25 protein-coding genes and 1 pseudogene are annotated in these 26229 nt (G+C 36.4%); 17 read left to right on the top strand and 9 right to left on the bottom strand.

From position 1 onward, the window contains the following. Window positions 1–173 precede the first annotated feature (173 nt). The 8 genes from WC614_10240 (at window position 174) to WC614_10275 (ending at window position 7671) form a co-directional block, all read left to right on the top strand. The gene (locus WC614_10240) at window positions 174–2039 is read left to right on the top strand and encodes a hypothetical protein (protein ID MFA5033386.1); all 1866 of its coding nucleotides are present in this window, start codon (window positions 174–176) and stop codon (window positions 2037–2039) included. Further along, window positions 2039–3292, top strand: coding sequence for a DUF5723 family protein (locus tag WC614_10245; GenBank protein ID MFA5033387.1), 1254 nt, complete (start codon window positions 2039–2041; stop codon window positions 3290–3292). Before WC614_10240 ends, WC614_10245 begins: the two co-directional genes overlap by 1 nt. A gap of 318 nt (window positions 3293–3610) precedes the next feature. Beyond that, window positions 3611–4621: a DUF4837 family protein gene (locus WC614_10250; protein MFA5033388.1), complete on the top strand. Its 1011-nt coding sequence runs from the start codon at window positions 3611–3613 to the stop codon at window positions 4619–4621. Between the two features lie 12 nt (window positions 4622–4633). Continuing rightward, window positions 4634–5326: a glycosyltransferase family 2 protein gene (locus WC614_10255; GenBank protein ID MFA5033389.1), complete on the top strand. Its 693-nt coding sequence runs from the start codon at window positions 4634–4636 to the stop codon at window positions 5324–5326. Between the two features lies 1 nt (window position 5327). Then, window positions 5328–6041 (top strand): HAMP domain-containing sensor histidine kinase, encoded by a 714-nt coding sequence (locus WC614_10260; GenBank protein ID MFA5033390.1) that lies wholly within the window; start codon window positions 5328–5330, stop codon window positions 6039–6041. A 21-nt stretch (window positions 6042–6062) separates the two neighbouring features. Then, the gene (locus WC614_10265; GenBank protein MFA5033391.1) at window positions 6063–6431 is read left to right on the top strand and encodes a response regulator; all 369 of its coding nucleotides are present in this window, start codon (window positions 6063–6065) and stop codon (window positions 6429–6431) included. 39 nt (window positions 6432–6470) lie between these two features. Continuing rightward, the gene (locus WC614_10270; protein MFA5033392.1) at window positions 6471–6830 is read left to right on the top strand and encodes a hypothetical protein; all 360 of its coding nucleotides are present in this window, start codon (window positions 6471–6473) and stop codon (window positions 6828–6830) included. After that, on the top strand, window positions 6817–7671 hold the full coding sequence (locus WC614_10275) for an HDOD domain-containing protein (protein ID MFA5033393.1): 855 nt from the start codon (window positions 6817–6819) through the stop codon (window positions 7669–7671). Before WC614_10270 ends, WC614_10275 begins: the two co-directional genes overlap by 14 nt. A 38-nt stretch (window positions 7672–7709) precedes the next feature. On the opposite strand, the gene WC614_10280 is transcribed toward WC614_10275, so the two are convergent. From WC614_10280 to WC614_10310, 7 genes are all read right to left on the bottom strand, one after another. After that, window positions 7710–8357, bottom strand: a complete 648-nt coding sequence (locus WC614_10280) for a LysE family transporter (GenBank protein MFA5033394.1) — start codon at window positions 8355–8357, stop codon at window positions 7710–7712. A 180-nt stretch (window positions 8358–8537) separates the two neighbouring features. Continuing rightward, window positions 8538–8993 (bottom strand): hypothetical protein, encoded by a 456-nt coding sequence (locus WC614_10285; protein MFA5033395.1) that lies wholly within the window; start codon window positions 8991–8993, stop codon window positions 8538–8540. Between the two features lie 197 nt (window positions 8994–9190). Further along, on the bottom strand, window positions 9191–11383 hold the full coding sequence (locus WC614_10290; protein MFA5033396.1) for a carboxypeptidase regulatory-like domain-containing protein: 2193 nt from the start codon (window positions 11381–11383) through the stop codon (window positions 9191–9193). Window positions 11384–11458: 75 nt separating this feature from the next. Continuing rightward, entirely contained in the window at window positions 11459–12388 is a 930-nt protein-coding gene (locus WC614_10295; protein ID MFA5033397.1) for a PAC2 family protein, read from the bottom strand. A gap of 9 nt (window positions 12389–12397) precedes the next feature. Then, window positions 12398–13852, bottom strand: coding sequence for a HEAT repeat domain-containing protein (locus tag WC614_10300; protein ID MFA5033398.1), 1455 nt, complete (start codon window positions 13850–13852; stop codon window positions 12398–12400). A gap of 112 nt (window positions 13853–13964) precedes the next feature. After that, window positions 13965–15059, bottom strand: a complete 1095-nt coding sequence (gene gcvT / locus WC614_10305) for a glycine cleavage system aminomethyltransferase GcvT (protein MFA5033399.1) — start codon at window positions 15057–15059, stop codon at window positions 13965–13967. A 137-nt stretch (window positions 15060–15196) separates the two neighbouring features. Then, a complete protein-coding gene (locus WC614_10310; GenBank protein ID MFA5033400.1) occupies window positions 15197–15724 on the bottom strand; it encodes a nitroreductase family protein in 528 nt (175 codons plus the stop codon). A 166-nt stretch (window positions 15725–15890) separates the two neighbouring features. Here WC614_10310 and selA point away from each other — a divergent pair, with 166 nt between their 5' ends. After that, window positions 15891–17267, top strand: a complete 1377-nt coding sequence (selA, locus tag WC614_10315) for an L-seryl-tRNA(Sec) selenium transferase (GenBank protein MFA5033401.1) — start codon at window positions 15891–15893, stop codon at window positions 17265–17267. Then, complete coding sequence (gene selB / locus WC614_10320) at window positions 17258–19063, top strand: selenocysteine-specific translation elongation factor (GenBank protein ID MFA5033402.1); 1806 nt, start codon at window positions 17258–17260, stop codon at window positions 19061–19063. The genes selA and selB overlap by 10 nt, the downstream gene beginning before the upstream one ends. A gap of 11 nt (window positions 19064–19074) precedes the next feature. Here the strand turns inward: selB and WC614_10325 are convergent, their stop codons facing one another. After that, window positions 19075–19275, bottom strand: a complete 201-nt coding sequence (locus WC614_10325) for a DUF1003 domain-containing protein (GenBank protein MFA5033403.1) — start codon at window positions 19273–19275, stop codon at window positions 19075–19077. Between the two features lie 80 nt (window positions 19276–19355). Continuing rightward, a complete protein-coding gene (locus tag WC614_10330) occupies window positions 19356–19541 on the bottom strand; it encodes a hypothetical protein (GenBank protein MFA5033404.1) in 186 nt (61 codons plus the stop codon). Window positions 19542–19727: 186 nt separating this feature from the next. Here WC614_10330 and WC614_10335 point away from each other — a divergent pair, with 186 nt between their 5' ends. From WC614_10335 to WC614_10365, 7 genes and pseudogenes are all read left to right on the top strand, one after another. Then, window positions 19728–22034 carry a PAS domain-containing protein gene (locus WC614_10335; GenBank protein MFA5033405.1) on the top strand — a complete coding sequence of 769 codons (2307 nt, stop codon included), beginning with the start codon at window positions 19728–19730 and terminating at the stop codon, window positions 22032–22034. Window positions 22035–22047: 13 nt separating this feature from the next. Continuing rightward, window positions 22048–23349, top strand: coding sequence for a sigma-54 dependent transcriptional regulator (locus WC614_10340; protein ID MFA5033406.1), 1302 nt, complete (start codon window positions 22048–22050; stop codon window positions 23347–23349). Window positions 23350–23697: 348 nt separating this feature from the next. Then, the gene (locus WC614_10345) at window positions 23698–23877 is read left to right on the top strand and encodes a DUF1328 domain-containing protein (GenBank protein MFA5033407.1); all 180 of its coding nucleotides are present in this window, start codon (window positions 23698–23700) and stop codon (window positions 23875–23877) included. A gap of 17 nt (window positions 23878–23894) precedes the next feature. Further along, a complete protein-coding gene (locus WC614_10350; protein MFA5033408.1) occupies window positions 23895–24188 on the top strand; it encodes a hypothetical protein in 294 nt (97 codons plus the stop codon). After that, entirely contained in the window at window positions 24172–24351 is a 180-nt protein-coding gene (locus WC614_10355) for a hypothetical protein (GenBank protein ID MFA5033409.1), read from the top strand. The genes WC614_10350 and WC614_10355 overlap by 17 nt, the downstream gene beginning before the upstream one ends. Before the next feature lie 43 nt (window positions 24352–24394). Beyond that, a pseudogene (locus tag WC614_10360) lies at window positions 24395–24775 on the top strand (desulfoferrodoxin). Window positions 24776–24935: 160 nt separating this feature from the next. After that, a complete protein-coding gene (locus WC614_10365) occupies window positions 24936–26183 on the top strand; it encodes a glycosyltransferase family 4 protein (protein MFA5033410.1) in 1248 nt (415 codons plus the stop codon). Window positions 26184–26229 lie beyond the last annotated feature (46 nt).

Genomic DNA, 26229 nt, shown 5'->3' on the forward strand with positions numbered 1-26229 from the left:
ACTATTAGTAAACTTCTGAATGATTAAGAGTGTTGTTTCTATTTACGCTGTATCCTTTGTTTTAACTTGAAGGTTTCGATATTAACTAATCTTTATTTATTATATTTTAGAAATTTATTGACAAGCACTGTTATTGATAATATCTAAATATGATAGAAGTAGAAGGTGTCTATATGAAAAAGATTATATCCGGGATTTTTGTTTTACTTTTTTGTAGTTGTATGCAAAACCCTATTCCTCCTTCCTGGGATACGGAAATTAACTTGCCAATAGCGTCTAGAAATATCCTTATGCGTGATGTATGTAAAGATTCTATTGATTCCGTTTCCTTATTTGAGAAAAGTTTTAATATTGATCCTATATGGGTAAAAGATATTTTAGTACTGGATTCTATTTGTCAGGATACATCCCTTGCATTTACGGATATTAAATTTAATCTCTCATCTAAAGATACCGTATCTTTTACTCTCGGTGATGTTATGCCGGAAATAAGAGCTTTTCAGGGGCAGTTGATAGATACTATTCCTGCTCAAGATTCGACCTTGGGTGATTCCTTTCATTTGCCAATGGATTTTGAATATATAGACGTAGATTCCGGGTATCTTAGCATTGGTTTTAAAAATAATCTCCCCATTGTATTAGATTCTGTACGCGTTAGTCTTATTATTTCGGAAACGCTAAATCTTTATTATTATTCAATTAATCCGGGTGACTCGGCAATTAATGGTTGTAACCTGAGTGGAAAAAAAGTTCAAAATCCAATGAATTATGAAATGCATATCTGGACACGGGAAAAAACAACTCCTACAGTGATAGATACTGCGGTTAATGTAGAAACATCTATGGAATTATTTGTTAGAACACTTTCTGCAATGAGTGGCAAATTCCCTCCCTGCACATCAAATATAGTAACTCCTTTAGCTTTAAAACCGTATGCTATTAATTCTGCGCAAATTGATAGTGGGTATTGTGAATTTCATTTTGTAAATCCTATTCATGGGCAGTTTGATTTCTTTGTTGAAGATATTGCAGAGTGCAATTTTCTTAATATCCATAAAACTGTCATAAATGGAGATAATGATACCACTATAATAATAAGAAATGGAACTATTAATCCTATAACCCCAGATTCTTTAAGATTGAGTACCTGGTTTTATCCTACGGCCGGAAGCGTAACGGATACTCTTGATGAGAATGATACTTTTAGCATTAGAATTAAATTGTATAATATTTGTGTCTCCCAGATCAATGCACACTTTGATAGCACGATAGTTACTACTATACCTACATATAGTAAAACGATAGATTATTACAATATTGACCCAACGGTAATAAAACTTGATAACGTATGGTTCTTTATAAATATGTATAATGGAATAGATGCAAATCCGGAAATAATTCTCAACGTAACAGGAAGAAGGGCCGACTCTACCAGAACTCTTACAATAATAGATACGATAGCTCCGGATTCAAATTCTTTCAGAATAGGTGGAGACTCTGTTGTAAACTTTATTAATCTTTTTCCCGAATCTATCAGCGTAACAGGGGAAGTCAGATTAAGTGGTGATATAGGCGTAACTTCTGCAGATTTTATATCGGGAGAAGTTGGTTTTGAAATGCCGGCAAGAATTATACTAAGTGATACGCTTAAAATTGACCCTGATACGGTAATCGGGATTAACATTCCAAAACAAGTAAAAGATGCTCCTATAGAAAGTACAAGTTTGAAAATTCAATATGCAAATCCTACTCCTTTGCAGGGAAACATAAAGGTGTATATGTCAACTGACTCAATTTCCTATGGAGAATGTATATATACATTGCCGTTTGAACCTGCTTGTGCGGCTAACCCGAGGGGGGTATATACTACTCGTTCTCCCGTAGCAATCAAAGAATATCTTAAATACGAAAGACTCTGGCCCAGGATAGTTGTTAATATCTTTTCAAATACAAAGCCGGATACGATAGCTATTTTGCCAAAAGATAGATTTGCAATAAAATCACTGCTGAAAGTTAAAGTAAGGGTAGGGAAAAAATAATGGGTAAGAAATCTAAAATTTTATCATCCCGACTTGGTGGGATAGTTTGTTTGTTATGCACGGTTATGCTTTTAAATAACTCTGCATATGCTATGCTAAATTTTAGTGGCAGGGGAGAAGGATTATCCCGCACTTATTCTGTTTTTGCAAATGGATTTGATGCAGTAGGATGGAATCCTGCAAATCTCATACTATCACCGAAATTTTCGTTCAATATATTAAGTATAGGAATGGAGTATTCTTCCAATTTAAGCGTAGGCGATTGGATAAAATTAGCTAGTCACGGATATTTTAATGATGAAGATAAGAAGATTTTTCAGAATGGTTTGTCTTTTGGTGCTTGTGGTGGGGCACAGGCTATTTCTTTCTCCTGGAAAAATATTGCATTTACAAGTTGCCTTGTTACTAAAAATGCAGGTGAGATACCTTCGGATTTTACTAAAATGATTTTTTGGGGAAATATGCCTGAAACAGATTCCGTATATAGTTTTGATGGAACACAGGGTGTAAGCGAAATAGCTCTTGATATCGGTGTATCCGCAGCTCAATTAATAGCAAGCGATAATTTTTCTATAGGTGCGACGATTAAATATCTGGAAGGTTTTTCTTATATGGATGCAAAATTGGATGGAGGACTTAAAACTACTTTTGATGATGATCCTGCCTCATCGACTATAATATCCGGTAATGGTAGCGCTGTTCTAAGATATGCGGAAGGTGGCACCGGGTTCGGAATAGATATCGGTGCACTATATTTTAACGAAGATTATAATATGGGAATATCTGTAATAAATATTCTATCCGGAATGGAATGGCTCGAAAATCCTGCAATAGATTCTTTAACATTTACCGTAAAACCGACAGACCTTGAACATTTTGATCCCAATACAAGCGTTAAGTGGGATACAACAACTATTACAGGGCGGTCTTTTTCTACAAAAGAAGATATGAGCGTAAAACTTGGATGCAGTATCAATAAAAAGACTATGAATGTAGCTGCGGAAATAGGATACCCGCAGTGGTTTGGAATGGGTGCGGAAATCCCATATAAAGCAGTGGTTTTTAGAACGGGAGTTGGACTCGTAAAAGCTATTTCAAAATCCAATTTATGGATAGGTATTGGAATAGGGACGAAATTCAAATTACTGCATGCTGACCTTGGCGTAAGAGTAAGCCCCACGACAAGTATGTCAGCCGCTCTTGCATTGACAATACTGCCGGAAGAAAAAATAGATAAAGCCTTCGGTCAATAAGTTCCTCAATATCTGTAATCGTACCTGCTTACTATTTGTCATCCCTGTCCGCTTTTTGTTTGGAGGAAGGTGGAAAAGAATCTCTATGCTTTCTTATACTGTAAATCCTGCCTGCCTGCCGTTCTGTTTGGCAGGTCTAAAATATTATATGTTTCCTTTTTTTGTTTTTCGTGCCTGTGGTAGACCCCTGTCCCCTAAGTCTCTGTGGTGCAAATTTCCTGTTTCCTCGCTTAATCCCAACGCAGGTAACAATTTTTTTCAAAAACTTGACAATACTATTAAGTCTTTATATGTTTACTCTTGCTGTTAAAGACAAATATGCAAAAACTTAATTACCTTTTAGTTTTATGTTTTTTTATTTTTGCCGGATGTATAACTCAATATAAACCTCCTGCTGCTGCCGGTAAAACCACCGAAGTTATTGTGCTTTGTAATGATGCAAACTGGACAGAAATAAGCGACTTGATACCAAAAGTTCTGGAAAGAGAAATATATACACCTACTACGGAAAAGGTTTTTGATATAAAAAAAGTTCTCCCGTCAGAAATCAATAAATATAAATATCGTAAAAACTGTCTTGTTTTAGGAATTGTAGGCGATGAAATCATTGATTCTTTACTTGCAAAAAGTGCAATGAAAAAATTGTTGGCAGGCGAAGAATATATGTTCGGAGGGCAGGACTTCTTTGTTAAAGGACAGTTTTTTCTTATTATAGCAGCGCCTACGATTTACAAATTAAAAGAGATAATAGAAAATAAAAGCGATGTAGTTTTTAATTATTTTGTAGAAAATGTTGCAAAAACAATAAAAAACGATTTGTATAAAGATGGTTATCAGAAAACCGTATCCGAAAAGTTACTTAAAGATTATGGATTTACGATTTCTGTTCCTCGTGGTTGGAAGGTCGTGGAAGAAAAAATCGGATTTGTAGAACTTGCAAGACATTCACCGGATAGATTTATATCAATTTGCTGGGAAACTACACCATTAAACGCAACTACGGAACTTAATCTTAATGCTGCAATTGAATTTAGAAATAAAATAGGAGTTAAATATTACGATGGAGATTATGTAGATACTACATTCGCAAAGTTTTATCAGGTAAACTTTCATAATTCCTTAGCGGGAAAACTTGATGGAATATGGCAGAATGATGAACAAGTAATGGGCGGTCCTTTCAAAACATATTTTATATCGGCAGAGGGCAGGCTTTATACGATTGATATGCATATATTTGCGCCAGGTTATAAAAAATGGAAGTTTCTCCAACAACTTGAATTAATAATAGATACGTTTTCTTTTTTATCCGAAAACAAACAGATTACTTAATACAGGAAACATATGAAATTATCTATAATAATACCCGTGTACAACGAGATGGAATTTTTGCCTAAAATAATTGAAGCAGTTAAAAAAGTAAATTTGCCGGATATAGTTAAAGAAATAGTAATTGTGGATGATGCGTCTAAGGATGGGACAGGAGAATGGATTGAAAAATACGTATCCCAAAACCCGGATACGAAATTCAAAAAGCATAATGTTAATAAAGGTAAAGGCAGCGCGATTAAAACGGCTATAGATATGGCGACCGGGGATGTTATCGTGATACAGGATGCAGATTTGGAGTATAATCCGGAAGATTATAAAATCCTTTTAGCCCCCATTTTAGAGGGAAAAACAAATGTGGTTTATGGTAGTCGTAATCTACGAAAAAACAAATCTTATTCATGGGTATATTACTTTGGCAATGAAGTTCTTACAGAAATAACAAACATACTTTATGATACGCAGTTAACAGATATGGAAACCTGTTATAAAATGTTTACCAGAGAAGTAGTCAAAGATATGTGTTTGTGTGCAAAAAGGTTTGATTTTGAGCCTGAGTTTACGGCAAAAGTTATAAAAAAAGGTTATGAAATATATGAAATACCAATAAGTTATAATGCAAGAAGCAGAGAAGATGGTAAAAAATTAACATGGAAAGATGGCATTAAAGCTTTATGGACTTTAATGAAATATAGAATAGTTGATTGAAATGAAAAAATCACAGAGTAAAAAAGAAGAAAATGATTTGTCAAAGACAGATTTTATTTATGTAGTATCCCACGAACTTCGCTCTCCTCTCGCAACAGTAAAAAATGCAATTGAGATACTTTCCGATGGTATGGCCGGTGAAATAACGGATACTCAAAAACATCTTCTTGGAATAGCAAACAAAAATATTAACAGGTTGAATTTTATAATTGAAGATATTCTTGATATTTCCCGTATTGATTCGGGCCAGATAAGAATAGAATTTGCTCCTGTAGATATAAAAGAAGTAATCAGCGATGTTGTGATTTCGCTGGAAAGGGACGCAAACGAAAAAGGTATAGATATTATAAAATCTTTGCCGGAGAAAATTATCAAGGTGAATGGGGATTTTCAAAGATTAATCCAGATATTTACAAATATAGTGGGCAATGCTATAAAATTTACAGGCAAAGGTAGTGTTACTATTACAGCAACAGAAGAAAAAGAATATATAAAAGTATCAATTAAAGATACGGGAGCCGGAATTCCTCCTGAAAATATAGATAAGATTTTTGATAAGTTCTTCCAAATCAGAGAGTCTACCAGCCTAAGTTCAAAAGGCGTAGGATTAGGCTTGACGATTACTAAAAAATTAGTTACAATGCATAATGGAAAAATAGAAGTAGAAAGCGAACTTAATAAAGGCAGTACCTTTAATGTCTTTTTACCGATTTGAATATAAATAAGGAGGCGTACTATGAAAAAAGTTTTAATTGTGGATGACGATAAGGATTTAATAGAAACGGTTACTTTTTATTTAACTTATGGCGAGTATTCCGTGAGAATTGCCGAAAATTGCGCACAAATGTTTAAAATATTGAAAGAAGAAAAACCTGATATTATACTTCTGGATATTATGCTCCCCGATATGGATGGAATTACGGCTTGTAAGCACTTGAAAACAGATCCCGATTTATTATCCATTCCTGTTATGATGGTAACGGCAAAAGGGAAAAGAGAAGATATAGAATCTGCTATAAAAGCAGGCGCAGATGGCTATATACCAAAACCATTTAGTTTATCAAGATTGGTAGAAAGAATAGAAGAAATTTTGGCGCATCACTGATTACCAGCTATGCTGGGTATCCTGTGAGTTTTGACATATATGGGACTTATTGAATTAGATAAAATAGAACCCGGGATGGTATTGGCTAAACCGGTATATAGTCACATGGGAGCGCTTTTATTGAAAGAAGGCAAAAAACTTACAGAGAGAGAATTATTAATTCTCGAATCATGGAAAATAAAGGAAGTTGATGTAGAAGGAATAGAATCTTCGGAAGACAAAGATAAAGTGGTTTCCGATCAATTGGAGAAAGAAGAACTTGATAAAATAGAGGCAGAAATAGAAACAAAATTCTCTTCTATCCCTAAAGATAATAATATAATGATGGAAATAAAAAAAATAGTTAAAGCGATAAAAGTAGAAAGTTTGTTAGAGGAAAAGAAACATGGGAATGGATAAAGATACGCTCTGGTATAAAATAAAGAAGATGAATAGCCTTTCTACTCTTCCCGAAATATATGACAGGGTAAGTGATATGATAAATGATCCCAAAACGTCGGCTGCAAATTTAGCAAGCGTTATCTCAAGGGATGAAACACTTGTTGCGAAGCTTTTGAGAGTGGCAAACTCACCTTTTTATAAAGCATCCCCGGAAAAAGTTACTTCTATAACTTTTGCTGTTGCTTTATTAGGTTTTAATGCAACTAAAAATCTTGTCCTTTCCGTGTCAATATTTGACCTGTTTCATACTTTTGAGGAATCCTTAAAACTTACCGTAAGAGGTTTCTGGAAACATTCTATAACCTGTGCTGTTGCAAGTAAAATAATAGCACAAAGCATTAGATATAAAAATCCCGAAGAAATGTTCGTAAGCGGATTATTACACGATATTGGGAAAATCGTAGAAATACAATATATGCCTGAAGATTTCAAAAAAATTATAAATGTTATTAATAGTAAAGAAATATCTATGAAAGATGCCGAAGAAGAAGTTTTAAAATATTCACATACGGATGTTGGTAAAATGCTTGGAGTACACTGGAATTTGTCCCCGAGAATTATTGATTGTGTTAGACTTCATCATATTCCGGATAAAGCAATTGATAGCTTAACGGAAGTTTCCATAGTCCATACCGCAAATGTCTTAAGCCATTCACTGGAACTTGATTATAAAGTTCCCATATTAAATGAAAAAGCATGGGAAATATTAAACTTAAAAATAGATATGCTTGAACCCATGCTTAAACAACTTAAGAAAGAATCAATAGAAGCAATCGCTGTACTTTTCCCCAAAAAATAATTGAGCACTCTCTTTTCTTCTTTTTTGAACATAACATACTAACTAGTTAATTTATTTCCCCCGAAGATAATAAAATTGATGCCCATAAAAATTAAAAAAACACCTAATATAAGGACAATAGATCCATAAATTGAGGGCTTTATTTTTTGTATCCCTTTTGCAGTTAATACGGCAATAACTCCATACCACAAGAAATCTGACGATATATGTCCGAAATAGAAAGCAAAAGGTCCATAAATACCGGTTTTTTTTGATAGGAGTATATAATTTAATCCCACTGTTGCCCACCAGATATACCAGTATGGGTTTGAAAGAGTTGCAAGAATTCCCTGGAAAATACCGGAGTTTTGTTTTGATGAATATGAATTCTCTGCCGGATTTATAAATTGAATATTTATTTTTTTAACGGATTTCAACATATTAATTCCCATCCATACTAAAACAAATCCACCGGTTATAGCGATAATTCCCTGGACACCTTCCCGCAGAAATAATTGTTTTACCCCTGAAAGCAGAAGTATTACTATAATGGCTTCTACTATACTGTGCCCTATAATTATTATTAATCCGCCCTTAATACCTTTTTGAATTGTATTGTATATATTTAAGGATAATAAAGGTCCCGGCATAACGGCACCCGATAACCCTATAAATAAAGAGGTAATGAAAATAGTAAAAAGATTCATTGGTTAGAATGTTTTAACAAAATTGAGAATTGTCAAACTTTAACTTGTAAGCTTTTAGTTGTCGGGAGAGGTATTATTTTTTACTATAAACGATTTATCTTTACTTGTATTATAGATACGTAAATGGAAACTTATATGTTGAAAGAATATCTCTTAAAGCAATTCTTTATGGAATAAAAATTACTTTAAATAGTAATGTATTCCTAATAAGGGCCCCCAGCCTAACCCAAATCCGTTAGCTAATACGAGGTCTAAGCCTATTCCTATCTCAACGGAAAGAGGAACTTCAGGGCTAAAAAAAAGTTCACACTCGTAAAATCCTTCTCCCAAAATCCAGGCTCCTGATTCGTGATATATCCCGTGATACGAGGAATTATTCCAGGTATGAATACCTGCTCCTACGCCTAAAAAATGAGTATATTGAACTGAATTTCCCCCACTGCTCATCCCAAAAAGCGCTCTGCCGCCTAATGCCATATCACCATAATACCCCCCCAAACCACCAAAACCTGCCGTAAGTTGAAAAACTGTCGTTGGAGCAGAGCAAAACTTGATACTAAGCGTTCCATTAGGATAAATTCCTGCACCAATCCCTAAAGTATGAGACGTGTTTAACAACAGTAAAAGCAATAACATTTTTCCTCCTTTAAAAATTTATGTTAATAATATCTATTAACTATAATTAACATAAATTTCTTTTTCGTCAAGTGTCAAATAATTTAATATACGTCGTTAGGTAATATGTTTTTCTTTATTCTCTTTAATTTGCAAACATTTTTTCAAACAAAAAAAGCCCTTCAGGAAAACCTGAAGGGCTTTTTTTGTTTGCTTCTTTATTGCGATAGTATTCTAAATTCTATTCTTCTGTTCTGTTGTCTGCCCGGTTCAGTGCCATTATCTGCGATTGGTTGAGTTATCCCATAACCTCTTGCAGTAAGCTTATCTGATGAAATTCCGGCAGTTACAAGATAGTTTCTTACGGACTCAGCTCGTAATTGAGATAGCGTTAAATTACGGGAAGCATTCCCTTCTGCGCTTGCATGTCCGGAGATTTCTACTCTCACATCCGGATGCTTCTTAAGTAATTCTGCGGCATTATTAAGCATTGGGTATGATTCAGGTTTAATTTCAGCGCTGTTAACTTTGAAATTAATTCCGTGAAGCACTATCTTTTCTTCTTTTTTGAACAATTCAAAATCTTTTAACAGGGTGGCGTTTGGTTCGCATACGATTACTACACCCTCAGGAACGTATTTATCTGCTTCTATTTTTACGGTATAAGTTCCTGCAGGAATCTGTGCTTTATAAGTTCCGGTTGCAGCATCTGTTATCACATCAGGCAATTGTGTTGTAGGGAAACTAATTTTAGCATTTCCTATGCCTGCACGAGAAGCGTAATCCAATACTTTACCGGCAATAGTTGCCATCTGTGCGGCCGGGGAAAGCTCTATGTTCAATATGGTGGTTTCGCCTGCTTTACAGGTTACCGGTTGTGTCCATGGTATATAACCGCTCTTTTCTGCTTTCAGAACATAAGTGCCTGCGGATATCTCTACTCTGTATATACCTGAAGTATCGCTTATTACTGGCGAAATCTGGGTTTCAGGGAAAGATATATTTGCAATGCAAAGCATACGAGAAACTCTGTCTGTAATTTTTCCCGTAAGAATAGCAGGTTTTTCTATAGGTTTTCTCTCCAATCTAAAATTCAAAATCTGTTTTTCTCCTGCGGTTATTAAAACAGTCTGTTCTTCCGATGATTTGTATTTGCCTTTTTCAATAGGAGATGCGCTTACGATAGTTTTGCCTGCAGAGAAGGTAATTGCATAGCTGCCATCTTCATTTGTAGTTATTGTAGTATCGAAAGTGGGGAAAGAAATAACCGCTTTTACTCCTTTCTCGTCTTCTTTGTCCATGACTTTACCGGCAAGTATTCCGGTAGAAAGGGGTGCTGGTGGTTTCATATAATTGAATCCATGGGAGAAAATCAAATTAGCTCTCCATGGAGGAGTCCCGCCAAACCCATTTAGTTCGTATCTTTCTTTATTATCGGGTAAATTGTTTGAAAAATCCCAGCTAGCGTCGTCATAACCTGAAATTTTGAAGTCTACCGCAATAGTAATCCAGCTGTTTGCAAGTGTTTCAAATCTTAATCCGGGTGTAATATAAATCCCGCCATCATCTAACTCATTTTCATCCTCAGGTACCAGTCTATGTTCGCCATATAATTCAATAAATGGAGAGAAGAATTGATATTGTCCTTCTACGCCAAAACCGTATGTGTATTTGCTGTCTCCGTAAGGATATTTCATATACCCAAGATTAAGATGGGCGATAAGAGCAGGGTCAGCAACTAGTACTCCGCTTATTAATAATTTCCCTCCATAAGATACGCCATCGTTAGTAAAAAATCTATGAATACCCCCGTCACTTTTTCTGCAGGGATAGCCAAATACCGTATCCAGCCCGCATGTTTTCGGAATGGCTGTTTTTTTTGCTCCTGTGGGAAATGACAGTAAGGGATAAAGCCCTACATTAAATTTTTTTGCAAGTTCTGTAGGAAAAAGTTGTGGAAGTTGAGTGGGTGTAAATTTTACTCCTAATTCGGTATCACTAAATCCATAACTTACGCACCCTGAACCTGTTGCATTTGCAAGGGCAGTAACACTATCTTCCATTGCATCTGCAAGAAAAGCCGAATTAATATTTACTTCAAGACAATTAGTTATAGAAAATCCTAATGCAAAAGGAATATCAACCATAACACAATTTCCTCTTTGTGCAGCATATGATGTATCATAAGCAGTAGGCACGGAAAAAGGAATTTTTCCTATAGATGTTAGCGATATGCTATCGTCACTCCTGTCTTGACTTGCTTTTCCACCCCATATAAAATAAAGCCTGCCCATATGTTCGGGTGAAGCAGAAAGTACTTTGTTTAGTCCGCTGACTCCTGTTGGAGCTGGCACAGCCGATAGGTACGAACATATAAAAATCGCACCTATTATAAAGCCCAATTTCTTCATCTTACCTCCTTGGTAATAGATTGTAATGCAAGCGTCTTGCTTGCTAATATTAAAGGTTTAAATAATATCAATAACTTATTTTGTTTTAAATAAATCAAGAAATCTGTCTTCGTAAAGATTAAATAAATTCCATTTATCCAGTTCTTCTTTTAACATATATGCTTTCTTTTTGTCATTTTTGGCTTCGTAGAATAATTGCTCGATTTTTTTCCGGACAACAAAAGGAATGACCTCTTCTTCTTTGTCATTTATCGTTTCTTCCTGTCCTATATCATAGAATTGTTCCTTAATATGTTTTCTGATTTCCGATAAATCCTTTACGAGTTCTTGAATTTGTAAGTCTATTTCGCTCAGATTTACTTTTATTTTCAATATCTGCTCAAAAACCTTTACTATTGCTCTTGAAGCCTGAGGATTTGGAAATCCTATGGCATAAGCAGGTATGGTAGATAATAAACAAGCAGCAGGAATGTCGTATTGTTCCGATTGTCCTACCAATAGTCCATTTGCTCCTACTATTTCTCCCATATCCAGAGGTTTTAAATGGTACTCATTTAACATAAGGTCTCTTAATTTTTTTGTAGTTCCTGCGCTGTAAACTTTTGGAGGTTCTTCAAGCCTCATCGGCACCGGGAATGCAGCTGCAGTAAAAATAGTTTTTACCCCTAAATCCTTTGCAAATTTTAGAATGGAATCTATTAATAATAGAGTTGGTTTAGGTCTTAATTGAACTTCGCCTTCAAAAACAATAAGGTTAAAAGAAGTGCTTTTTTTGTAATAAAACATATTTCGTGGCATAAGAGGCAATTGAACCTGTCCTTTATCTACTATAACAGCTTCAGGAATCGTAAATTCCGGAGCTTCTATCTCGGCTAAAGGTTCTAATTTTAGTTTCCTCCGGAGATAATCTACTGCCCTAATCCCAACATTGCCTACCCCAGGCCAAGCAGCAAGCATAATTGGAGATTTTATGCCCTCTATCTTTTGATAGGTCTTTAATTTCATAAACTAAAACTAATATGACCTATTGCCGGGTTTTTCCCTGATTTTACTTGCAGCAAGTCTTGCCGCTTCTCTTGTTTTTAAGTCTATGTCGTGTTGAGCTGTATAATCTAGAGATGTCAGGGCTTCTCTCCTTCCGAGTTCACCAAAAGAAACTGCAGCAAGGTAACGAAGATCATTATCTGCATCACGCAAACCTTTTAATAATGGGTCAAACACTGTTCTAAATGGTAATTGTCCCAGAGATACAGCTGCTAATGTTCGTAATCCCCAGTCTTTATTTTTGTTTTTTACTATGCGAAATAAAGTTGTATCGCATAAAGGATCCCCAATGTTGCCAAGGGCTACTACCATAGCTTTTGATACCAATAGACTTGTGTCATCAACAAATTCTATAAGAGCCGGAACAGCAGAAACGTCTTTTATTACCCCTAACGCGACCGATGATCTTGCCCTGATAGTTGAGTCCGGGTCTTCAAGAACTTCTACAAGACATCTTACGCCTCTTCCATCTTTTGTTTTTTCTATCCTTTGTATTGCATACAAGCGAGCCGGTTTTTTCGAATCTCCTATAGCTCCTACTACTTTTGCTAATAAATCAATTTCGTCATTCCTGTTAAGGAAAGAATCTAATGTCATAGTTGCATATTCACGCGTGTCGTCAGGCTCTAACAGCTCAATAAGTATGGGTATCGTTCCTCTATCATTGCCTACAAGCGTGCCAAGTGCATCTGAAGCGCCTTTTCTGACTGCAGCATCAGGATCTTTTAGTGCTCTTACCAGTGTTGGCATTGCTCCCGGTTTATCTGCTATTTCCATTAATGCTTGTGTTAATGCTACACGACACTTTGGGTCATCTTCTATTTCCGGTTTTAATCTTTTTGTCATAGGTTCTACGGCTGCTTTTGCCTTGAGGCTACCCAGTGCATAAATAGTTTCTTCTCTTAATTTTGGAGATGCCTGGTCATCAAGCACGGCTATAAGAGAAGGAATTGCTTGCTTTTCGTCTAATATTGCAAGTGCTTCGGCTATTCTTGATCTTCTTTGAAAAGTAACCGTCGAATCTCTTATTGCTTGTACTATAATTGAAACGCCGCTCCTATCGTGTAACCTTGCAAGCGCTTCTCCTGCTGCGTAACGCACAGAAGGATAAGGGTCTTTTAATCTTTCTCTAAGCGGCGCTACTGCTTTTCTGTCTCCCAGTTTTCCAAGCGCTTCCGAAACGTTTTCACGAACTTTTTCTACTTCGTCTTTCAATGCGGTTATCAAATGGGGGACTGCAAAACAATCTCCCGCGTCACCAAGTATTTCTGCCGCTTCCCAACGTTTCTTGGGAATGCCGTATTTTAAATCCTGAACGTATAATGTGCGCTCACCCTTATCCTGAATAACTTCTCTCATTGCACCTCTTGCAAATAATAACTCGGGGCCCATTAAGACACCCAGTAACAAAATTACTCTTACCATTTTACCTCCTTAACAAAAAATATCGCTTAATAATAATCAGTATTATCCTAATTAATTACCTATTGTCAATAAATTTTTACTACTTTTACTACTTTACTGCCTTATAGTTGTTTTATTTATGACTCGCATTCTTGTAAAATGGCGGAGCAACAACCTCTGCCGGCTCAAATTTCCCTCTACAATCTACCTCTATTTTAGTCCCCGGATTAGTATAATTCAGTTTTATATACCCGAGCCCGATTCCTTTCTTTATTGAAGGTGAAAAATTGCCGCTGGTTACTTCCCCTATTTCTTCACCGTTTGGCGTTCTTATTTTGTAATGTTGCCTCGGAATTGCAATCCCTGTCATTGTAAATGCTATTAGTTTTTGGGTTAACCCTTTTGACTTTTTCTCAAGAAGTACCTCTTTCCCTACAAACTTAGGCTTATCAAGCTTGGTTATCCAACCAAGTCCCGCTTCAAGAGGATTGGTGTGCTGGCTTATATCATTCCCGTAAAGAGTATATTTCATTTCCAGCCTTAATAAGTCTCTGGCGCCCAAACCTATAGGTTCAATTTCGAATTTTTTCCCGGCTTTCATAAGCTCATCCCACATTTTTGTCCCAAAATTTGCAGGAAAATAAAGCTCAAAACCATCTTCCCCGGTATAACCTGTGCGGGCAATAAATGTCGGTATCCCTGCTATTGTTCCGTGAGCGCTTCTGTAATATCCGATTTTACTCAAATCAATGTTCGAAAGAGGTTGAAGAACTTCTTCTGTCTTAGGTCCCTGGATTGCAAGCTGTGTTATTTCATCGCTTAAATCTACAAACTTTACATCTGCAGGTTTATGTTCTAACATCCATTTTATGTCTTTATCTTTGTTTGCCGCATTTATTACTATCCACCACTTGCCTTCTAATTTATAGACTAATATATCGTCTACTATTCCACCGTCCGGATAACACATAGCAGAATATTGCGCCTGGAAAAGTTCAAGCTTGCTTGCATCATTCGTTGAAATCTCGTTAATAAAATCTAATGCTTTTTCTCCGCTGATTTCAACTCTTCCCATATGCGCTACGTCAAATACGCCAACCGTCGTCCTAACTCGGTTAACTTCCTGAGTTATTCCTTTGTATTGAATTGGCATCTCAAAACCTGCAAATGGTACAATTTTGCCACCTGCTTCCACATGTTTATTGAAAAATGCAGTCTTCTTAAGCATTTTAACTCCTTTTTTTAGTTAGACTTTGCGATCCGCTTCAAGCGGAAGCATTAGTCTAACTTATCCATTTTTCGGAAAAGTTTCATAACTTATTAGTTGGACTTTGCGACGCAGTCGCATTAGACCAACTTATCCAGCTATGCTGGGTTATTTTTAAAAAAAGTCTCATAACTTATTATTTCGTTTAATAATTTGCGACTCTTTGGAACGGGCGAATCCGATGGATACCCCACAGGTAACAAACTTACAACTTTATATTCATCGGGAACGTTCAGTATTTTTTTTACTTCTTCCTGCGAAAATGCGCCTATCCAACAACTGCCCAATCCTAATGCAGTTGCCTGTAATGTAATATGGTCAACGGCTATTGCAAGGTCTACGGCATAAGCAGGTACAGCACAACTCATAATTCGTTCGGGATTAGTGCTGACGGCTGCAATAACAACCGGAGCATCCGCAATGAATTTTTGATTGGATGCCGCATTGGAAAGAGCTTTTCTTGTGTCTTTGTCGCGGACAACTATAAACTTCCATTGTTGTCTGTTTGATGCAGAAGGAGCAAGACGAGCCGATTCTAATAATTTATTTAACGCCTCTTCGGGTATTTCTTTTGAGTTGTATGCCCTAACACTTCTTCTTTCTTTTATTGCCTGTGAAACATCCATAATTTAATATTACGATACCCAATCTAAATACATTTTACTAAAAATCAAGTTTTATTTTGTAAAAGTTTGCTACTGTCTATTTTAAACTCTCTGCTTTAAACTCTGTCCTTTTTTTCTCAAACTTTATCTTGACATTACAAGTAATTTCAGGTGTATATTTGAGATTATGAAAAATTTACTTAGAGAAATTCCCGGCATTGATAAAATGGTAAAAAATGCCTGCTTCAAAAAATACCCGGATAAATTGGTTATCCAGACTCTGCGCTCTACCACAAATAAAATACGGGAAGATATAATAAATCACAATATGAAAACCGACATAGATATAGAAAAAGTTATCATCAAAGAAACTCTTGTCGAATTGGAAAAAGTTAAATCCAATAACTTAAGAAAAGTTATTAATGCTACAGGCGTTATCTTGAACACTAATCTCGGTAGAGCCCCGGTCCAGGTTTCGGTTTTGAAAAATCTTATTGAAACGGGAGGAGGGTATTCTAATCTGGAATTTGATATTGAAACAGGGGAGAGGGGAGACAGGCATTCCTCCATAGAGAAACTTTTAAAAGATATTACGGGCGCAGAAGACGCAATCATTGTCAATAATAATGCCGCTGCCGTGCTTCTAATTCTTGATACTTTTGCAAAACATAAAGAAGTTATCGTTTCAAGAGGAGAATTAATAGAAATAGGCGGGTCTTTCAGACTGCCCGATATATTGAAAAAAAGTGATTGTAAACTTGTGGAAGTCGGAACGACAAACCGAACTTACATTGAAGACTTTGAAAATAAAATCACAAAAAAAACTGCGTTACTTTTTAAAGCGCATACTTCTAATTACAAGATATTAGGCTTTGCCCATAATCCTTCATTAAAAGAACTCGTAACGCTTGGAAATAAAAACAATGTCATAGTTGTTGAAGATGTGGGCAGCGGGTTGTTTGTCGATTTCACTAAGTTTGATTTACCATACGAGCCAACCGTTCAGGAAATAATAAATACGGGTGTGGATATTGTTAGTTTTAGCGGGGATAAATTGTTGGGTGGCTCTCAGTGCGGAGTTATTGTTGGTAAGAAAATTTATGTAGAAAAACTTAAAAAGAACCCATTATTTAGAGCATTAAGAGTGGGAAAACTTACCCTGTCTTGTCTGGAATCTATTTTAAGAACTTATTTGTATGACGAAGACCCTGTTTCTAAAATTCCTATTTTGTCTATGATTAAAGAGCCGGTAAGTTCCTTGAAGTTACGCGCAAAAAAATTGCATAATGGATTATTAAAAACACTGGATAAGAAATATCAACTTAAAATAGAAAATTCCGAATCCGAAATAGGCGGAGGCGCTTATCCCGGTGTGAAAATTCCAAGCATCGCCATAACCATAACTTCAACAAAAGAATCTCCCAATGCTATAAGTAAAAATTTAAGGAGATGCGAACCCTCTGTTATTTCACGAATAACGGATAATAAAGTCTGGCTGGACTTGAGAACAATCTTCGAAGAAGATATTAATTTAATTCTCAGGGAAACAAAAAAATGGCTTTAGTTATCGGAACTGCAGGACACGTTGACCACGGCAAAACAGAACTTATAAAAGCCCTTACCGGTATTGATACCGATAGACTCCCCGAAGAAAAAGACAGGGGAATGACTATTGTGCTGGGGTTCGCTTTTCTGGACTTGCCAGTCTCCGGCAGGGTTGGAATCGTTGACGTTCCGGGACACGAAAAGTTCCTGAAGAATATGATTACCGGCGTCTATGGAATAGATGTCGCTTTGCTTGTCGTGTCCGCGGATGAAGGCGTTATGCCACAGACCGAAGAACATTTCCAAATACTTAGTATTGCGGAAATTAAAAAAATAATAGTAGTCCTAACTAAAGTTGACATAACAAGCGAAAATAGGATAGAAGAAACTATCTTTGAAGTTCAGACCTTATTTGAAAATACCATTTACGAAAATAGCGAAATCGTTAAAGTGTCTTCTAAAACCGGACAGGGATTGGACGAGCTAAAACAATTACTGGATAAAACTATCTCTGCTATGCCCCCCAAAGACGTTACCGGAATTCCTGTTTTGCCCGTTGACAGGATATTTTCACTTAAAGGTGTCGGTGCAGTTGCTACCGGAACTTTGATTAACGGAACATTAAAACTTGGTGATAAAATTTCTATCTACCCGCGAAACTTAGTCTCAAAAGTAAAACAAATACAGGTTCATAATGACTTGAAAAATGAAGTGGATACAGGACATAGAGTAGGATTAAATCCCGCTAACATAAAAACGGAAGACATTAACATAGGGGATATAATATCGTACGAGAATGCTTTCCTGCCTACAAAAATAATTGACGTAAAAATACAACCAAAGTCAAAAATAGTCTTGAAAGAATGGATGCGGGTAAAAGTTCATATTCTTACGGATGAAATTCTGGGGAGAGTGGCTTTACTCGGGGATGGTAAATATTGCCAGATACTACTGGAAAGAGAAACCGTAACCTGGTTTAAAAATAAAGTTATAATAAGAAATTACTCTCCCGAATACTTGATAGGCGGGGGAATGGTTTTAAATCCTGTCCCGGTTAGGCATAAAAGAAAAGACAGTGACGTCGTGAAACTGCTTGAAATCAGGGAAAACCATAATATGAAAGAAATAATACTGGAAGAAATAAAAAACAAAAACTGGAAAATGGAAGACCTGAAAAAAACTTTGTTTTCCCCGAATAACGAATTTGATAAAACATTGCAGACAATGTTAAACTCGGGTGAAGTTAAACTAATCTCAAAATATTTAACTGACGAATCGACTTTTGCGAAAATAAAAAATGACATTCTACAAGAGTTAGAAAGTTTTTACAAGTCAAGCGCTGCTATAAAATTGGGTATCTTAAAAGATGAATTAAGAAAAAAATTACGTTTGGAAGCGGAATTTTTTGATGCGCTTATTTATGAATTACCTGAAATTGAAATCGTAAAAGATAAACTAAGACTTAAAACATGGAAGCTGACATTGAGCGATACTCAGCTAAAAGAATTGGAAAGAGTGGAACAACTCTCCCGCTCGGGACCTTGTTCTTTAGCAGAATTTGAAAGGGAAACAATAAATATATTATTGCAGGAGAAGAAGGTAGTAAACGTAAAAAATGAGTTTTTTATTCATATGGATATTTTTGAAGGATGGAAACAGGTTCTAAAAAATCATATAGAAACAAATAAGTCAATGGTTATTGGAGACATAAAAAAACTTTTTGGCCTTTCGCGAAAACATACCGTTGCCGTAGCAGAATATTTGGACGAAATCAAATTCACAAAAAGAACCGGAGATGTAAGGGTATTGTTCTGATAGGGACTTCTTTATTTCGTTTTTTCTTTTTCCAAATCGTCTAATATTTTTAGAATGAGTTCGTTTTGGTTTTCCAGATGCATAAGGATGGTTTCTATTTCTCTTTCCGCTTTGGTATTTACTTTGAAGTCTGCTTTTGCTCTTTTGCTGGCATGACGGCCTTGAAGATTTTGTCCTACCATAATTAAAGGCATCAGAAAGATCTGAATCATATTGGAAATAAAAAGCCATAAAACAAAAGCCGGGAACGGGTCAAATCTCAAGTCTTTTGGCCGATGGTATTCCAGCTGAACTAAATTAATGTCCAGCAGAAGATAATAAGGAAAAATCTCATTGTCCCAACACGATTAGTAATCCAGATGGCAAATTTTTCAAGACGACTAAGCTTTTCTTTGTGTTCAATGTTGACATTCCGTGCCGGAGGGCTAAGCTTTTTTAGCTCTTGTAGAGTTAATGGACGATGTAAATTTTCGTTCATATATCTATCCGCATTGTAAAGTATTGACAAGAAAAGTCAATGTTTTTTCTGCGTTTTTCATTCCCGATAATATAATCGGAATATTTTGAAAAATAACTTTACAAATGATACGTAAACAAAAACAGACAAAAACTTAGCCTTGACAAATGCTCACTTACGAATTAGATTTAACTACAGGCGCAACTTATGAAAAAGAGGGATAGACTACTTGTAGATAAAGTTTTAGTAACGGACAGCGATATAACAAAATATAATACTGACGGGGTTTTACTGCATTCTATAGGCAGGGATACGCTTCTGGAGATTGTATATGACTCTCTTTATTTATTTGATACGTGTGCTGCAATTTATGAAAAAAACGGAGAGTATGCCCTTGCTGTCTTTAATTCCGATTGGTGTCGTTTTTTAAATGAAGCTTCCCGCAAGTTATGCAAGACGGATGACAGTATGGAAGCTATGAAATGCGGCAAGTGGCTTTGTCACGAGTCCTGCTGGACGAATGCTTCCCAAATTGCCATAGAAACAGGCAAACCTTTTGAGGGTGTCTGTTCCGGTGGAATTCACATATATGCCGTTCCCGTAAAATCCGAGAACAAAATAGTGGGGGCAATAAATGTTGGATACGGCACCCCTCCAAAAGATGTCCGGGAGCTATCCGAAATTGCAAGCAGGTACAATGTCAGCGTGGATAAGCTTATCAAGCTTTCTCAATCTTACGAGTTGCATCTTCCTCTTATAACAGATATAGCCAAACGGAATTTACGGACTTCCGCACGTTTAATCGGTGAGATTTCGGAACATACGGAAGATAAATTTGCGTTAATGCGGAGCGAAGCACATTGTGATCTTGCCCAGAGGTCTGCAAATATAGCCAGCTGGGATTGGAACATTTTAACAGGCGAATTACACTGGTCTAATAAGATAGAATCTTTATTTGGGTTTGCCCCGGGTAAATTCCGAAAAACTTACGAAGCTTTTATTGAGTGTGTTCATCCTGAAGACCGTAAGTATGTGGTTGACTTGTTAAATGCTTGCATCCAGGGAGACAAGAAATATGACATTGAGCATCGTATTGTTTGGCCCAACGGTTCAGTACGCTGGGTTTCTGAAAACGGTAACGTTATACGAGGCAAAGACAATCGTGTAATCCGGATGCTCGGAATCGTACAAGATATAACAGAACGTAGGGAAAGAAGGAATGCGACAATCGTGTTGAAAGATTATACCGAAAATATTATCAAGTCAATGAAAGATATGTTGATTGTAATAACTCCCGAAGGCACAATACAGACAGTCAACAAAGCGACCGAAGATATTTTAGGCTATCGCGAAGACGAACTTATTGGTAAACAAGTGGATAAAATGCTCAACATTGACATTGAAATGTTTTTTCATGGAAAAGGGTTAGAAGAACTGCTGAAAAAAAGATATATTGCCGACCATTATATGACCTGCAAGACAAAGACAGGCGAGTTTATCCCCGTTAATTTCTGCGGTTCGATTATGGCGGATGATGACGGGAATACAGTAGGGTTAGTTGGCGTGATAAGGGATATGCGAGAAGTAGAAGGACTTATGAATGATTTGAACAATATGAAAGAGACTCACAAAAAGCTTGTGCAGGTGGAAAGAATGGCGACCGTTGGCGCACTTACGGCCGACATTTCACATACAATCGGCAATATGATGACCAATTTAATCGCTTCTTCTTCGGGTAATATTGAAGAAATAGACAAGTTGAAATATATCCGGAAGCTTGATACGCTCTTTGAAAAAAAATATTCCCCCGATGAAATATATGAACGGTACAAGACCATAAGTAAAGAATTTTCAGCCATAAGGTCAAAATATACGGAGCAATTGAATAAGATTTTTGAGGATAAAACCTTTGATATGAAACAAAAATACACAGAGCAAAGAGAGAAAATTTTATCTTCTACATATTCAAGAGTATATTCTTATTCCGAGGGATTATTAACTCAAACGAATTTAATGAACAATAGTATAAAAAGTTTGCTTTCGCTTGCCAGATTAGAGGGAAATAAGAAAGAAAAAATCGATATAAACAAAATTCTTCTTACGGCATATTCCATATTAAGTAATTACGAGACACATGGTATAAAATTTGAAAAACACCTTACTGCGAATCTTCCGTACGTAGAAGTTGATTTTCATCAAATTCTTAATTGTTTTGTGAATATAATGTTAAACGGCATAGAAGCAATGGCTAACGAGGGAGTTTTGACTTACGGCACAGAGTTGTGTAACGACAATGAAATAAAAGCATATATATCAGATACGGGGCCCGGCATTCCAAAGGAAATACTTGGAAATTTATTTAAGCCATTTTTTACAACCAAAGAAAAAGGAACCGGTTTAGGGCTAAGTATGGTTCAAAGTATAATAGAAACGCATAACGGTAAAATAGAAGTTAGCAGCAGTAAAAAAGGAGCTATATTTACCGTAACGTTACCAATAGAAGAAGAATCTTAAAGAGGGGTAAATTGTGGAAATAAACGTTCTTGTGGTAGAAGACGAAAAGTATCAACGTGAAAGGCTTCAAAACCTTTTAAGCGACGAAGGCTATTTGGTTGATACTGCGCCTGATGGAAATAAAATTTTGAAGCTGTTGGAAAAGAAAACTTATCATATTGTTCTTCTTGATATGATTTTACCGGGCTTAGGCGGCATAGAGATTTTGACGCTAATAAAGCAAAACCATTCTTCAATACAAGTCATAATGCTTACGGCTCACGGTACGATAAAAACTGCTATAGATGCAATGAAATTAGGCGCGTATGATTATATAACCAAACCTTACGATTTAAATGAGCTCTTATCTTTGATTAAAAGGGCTTCCGAGTATGTAAATACCGTATATGAGAACAATCTTCTTAGAAGCGCGTTGGATAAATACCAGTCGTTTCCTAATATTATATGGAGAAGTAAGGCAATAGATGCCGTGATGAATTCCGTAACTCAAGTTGCCGGGAGTGACTCTGCAGTTTTGATACAGGGGGAAAGCGGAACAGGAAAAGAGTTGATAGCTAAAGCAATTCACAAGAGTAGCCTTCGGAAAGGTAAGCCTTTTATAACTACCAATTGCGCAGCTTTCCAGGATACGCTTCTTGAGAGTGAGCTTTTTGGATATGAAAAGGGAGCATTTACAGGGGCGGGCAATTTGAAATATGGCCTGGTGGAAATGGTTAACGGCGGGACGTTATTCCTTGATGAAGTTGGAGACCTTAGTCCTGCCATCCAGGCAAAACTTTTGAGGTTTACCGAGAGCGGTGAGTTCAGGAGAGTTGGCGGGAACAGCAACATAAAAGTTAATGTAAGGTTAATTTCTGCGACTAACAAGGATATTGAAGGCGCAGGATTCAGAAAAGATTTGCTTTATCGTTTAAATGTATTTAACATATACATACCGCCTCTCAGGGAACGGAAGGAAGATATTTTACTTTTAGCCCAGCATTTTTTAAGTACCGGAGAGTCAGGAAAAGACAAATCATTAAGCAGTGAAGCATCCAAGGTTCTTCTGAATTATGACTGGCCCGGCAATGTGAGGGAACTTCAAAACGTAATTGAGCAGGCGTTAATTGTTTCCAAAGACAAATTAATTACTCCTGAAAGTTTGAGAATAAAGACAGGTTCATCTAAAAAATCTCTTTCTATGACTGAATTAGAGAAAGAACAAATAATAAAAGCCTTGCGTGAACACAACGACAACCGTGAACAAGCGGCAAATGCGCTCGGTATTTCCGAAAGAAGCTTATACCGAAAAATTAAAGAGTATAACATAAGTTAACTTCTCAGGCTTGGAATTTCACCACCCCGCTTAGGGCAGGGTAAACTCCGAAAAAGAAGCAATTCAACTAAAAATTTTGTCGAGCTTTCAACCTGCCATAAGTCCTGCCAAAATAATAATATCTCTTATTCTCCTTTTTTAAGTGGGTTTCCCCGAATAGCGGCATATTTTTTGCCTGCCAAAATGGCAGTGGTGTGCAACTACGAGCAAAAGTATCGGCACCTTTATTTCCATTGATTGAATTGGTTATACAGATTTTTGGGTTTCTTTGGCACGGAAATTGCTTGTGTATAATAAGTTTATATAGAGCAAAAGTCTTAATTTAATATTATAATAGGAGAAAAAATGATGGATAAAATGAATTGGTTGGGTTTAGCAGTAGTATTTTTAATAGTAGCCGTAGTTGCTGGAATATTTGGATTTGGAAATATTGCAGGAGCTTCATTTACGATAGCAAGATGGTTCGCAATGGTTTTTGTAGTTCTTTTTATAATTTCATTAATAGCCCATACAATAAAAAGAGCTTAAGTCTTTAAGGAGATAAAATGGAAAACGTTTTTGATAGTGTATGGATGGAAATCCAGAGAAAGGTTCAAATTATTAAAAGTTTAAGCAATTATGATGTCAGGAATGAGGTAAGAAGAATAGTTGATGGGACGAGCAGGGAATACAATTTGAGCAAAGAAGATGTCCGTAACATGCTTTTAGATTTTGCAGAGAGTAGAACCCCTAAACTTATAAGGGTTGTAGAAGAGGTGGAAAATGGAAGATTTGCAAGAGAAACTCGAGAATTTAATTTAACAAATAGGGAAGGGGGAAAAGATGATAATAGGTGGTAGTATTGCTATTACATGGATTATTTTATGCTTTTTAGTTGGATCTTTTTGGGAAAATAAAGGATTGTCTTATGTTCTCGGTTTTTTTCTGTCTTTTTTCTTAAGTCCTTTAGTGGGTTTTACCGTTGGCGCTGTTTCAAATTCCAAACTTCACATAATAGTATAGAAATCAGAAGAAACAAAATTTAAAAGAAGAGGAGGATAACAAAGTGACAAAGAAACTGCAGATTTACAAATGTGAAATATGCGGAAATGTTGTAGAAATTCTGCATGAAGGTGTTGGGGAATTAGTGTGCTGTAAAAAGCCGATGAAAACGATGGAAGAGAATGCAGTAGATGCATCACAAGAGAAACACGTTCCTGTTATTGAAAGAACAAGCAACGGCATCAAAATAAAAGTTGGAAGCGCTCCTCATCCGATGGAACAGGAACATTATATTGAATGGGTTCAGTTAATAACGAACGGAAAAAGTTATCGCCAGTTTCTAAAACCGGGTGGGATACCGGAAGCATTGCTTGAAATAAACGTTAGCGTAAGCGTAATAAAGGCAAGAGAGTATTGCAATGTTCATGGCTTATGGAAGTCTAATGCGAAACTGTTATCAAGTGATATTTCCCCAGTACGTTTGGGAGATTTCGCTACATCTTCAAAGAAATTATTGACCAGGAGTTTGTTAAAATAACAGGTGTCTACCTATACAAAGAGCAACTTGAAGTAAAAGTGATATTGTTTCACAAGGAAGTCTAATAATGAAAATCTTAATGTTAGGTTGGGAATTTCCTCCTCTTTATGCAGGCGGAGTTGGAGTAGTATGCGACGAATTGAGCAAAGCGCTTGTTAAGAAGGGAGAAGAAATCACGTTTGTTATGCCTTCGGGACCTTCCGAACTGAGACCTGAACATCTCAAAATGATAATAGCCGATAAATTGGGAATAGATGGAAAAATAAAGTTTAAAAAAATATCAACTCTCCTGACTCCTTATGTAACGGTAGGAGAATATGAAAAACAATATACTGAAGCAGAGAAAGTGATTGGAAAAAATACGGGAGAATTATATGGCAGGAACTTGATGGGAGAGGTTTATAATTTTGCCGCGAGGATTGTAGAAGTTGGGAAAAAAGAAAAATTCGACGTAATACACGCGCATGATTGGACTACGTTTCCGGCAAGTAGGGAACTAAAAAATATATTTAAGAAACCATTAGTGGCACATATGCACATAACGGAATTTGACAAATCCGGAGGGTTGCATGCAAACCCGGATATATACCGTATAGAGCGTGAGGGAATGGAAGCTGCGGATGCCGTTATAGCAGTTAGCAATAGAGTAAAACAGATGTGTGTGGACAAATATTATATTTCGGCGGATAAGATTTCCGTAGTATATAATGCGGCTGTTTCGCCCAGAATGTCTAAATTTGTTGTGAAGAAAGCATCTTCAAGAAAACGGAAGATAGTACTTTTTGCAGGCAGGATGACCCTACAAAAAGGACCTGATTATTTTGTTGAAGCAGCTAAAATAGTGTTAACAAAGAATCCTGAAGTTTTATTTGTAATGGCAGGAACAGGAGATATGCTTCCAAAAATAATAGAGAAAACAGCAGCATGCGGTATAGGAGATAAATTTGTATTTACCGGTTTTTACACACGGAAGGAAGCAGAGAAACTATTTGGCATGGCAGATGTTTTTGTTATGCCCTCCGTATCTGAGCCTTTCGGGATAACACCGCTTGAAGCACAAAGAAAGGGAGTGCCCACAATAATATCAAAACAAACGGGAGTTTCCGAGGTTTTAAATCACTGCCTGAAAGTAAATTTCTGGGATGTAAAAGCATTGGCAGGAATGATACTGGAGGTTCTTGAATACAGACCTCTCAAAGAAGAGCTATCGAATAATGGTTATAAAGAAGCAAAAGGTTTAACCTGGGAAAAACCTGCTTCAGAATGTATAAATATATATAATAGATTGGCCGGTTTAGAAGTAGGCGTATGTTAAAAACCCAGCTGAGCTGGATAGGAATCTCTAATCCCGCCATGGCGGG

Source organism: bacterium (assembly GCA_041649255.1).
GTDB lineage: Bacteria > Hydrothermota > UBA3073 > JACQXS01 > JAQTXJ01 > JAQTXJ01.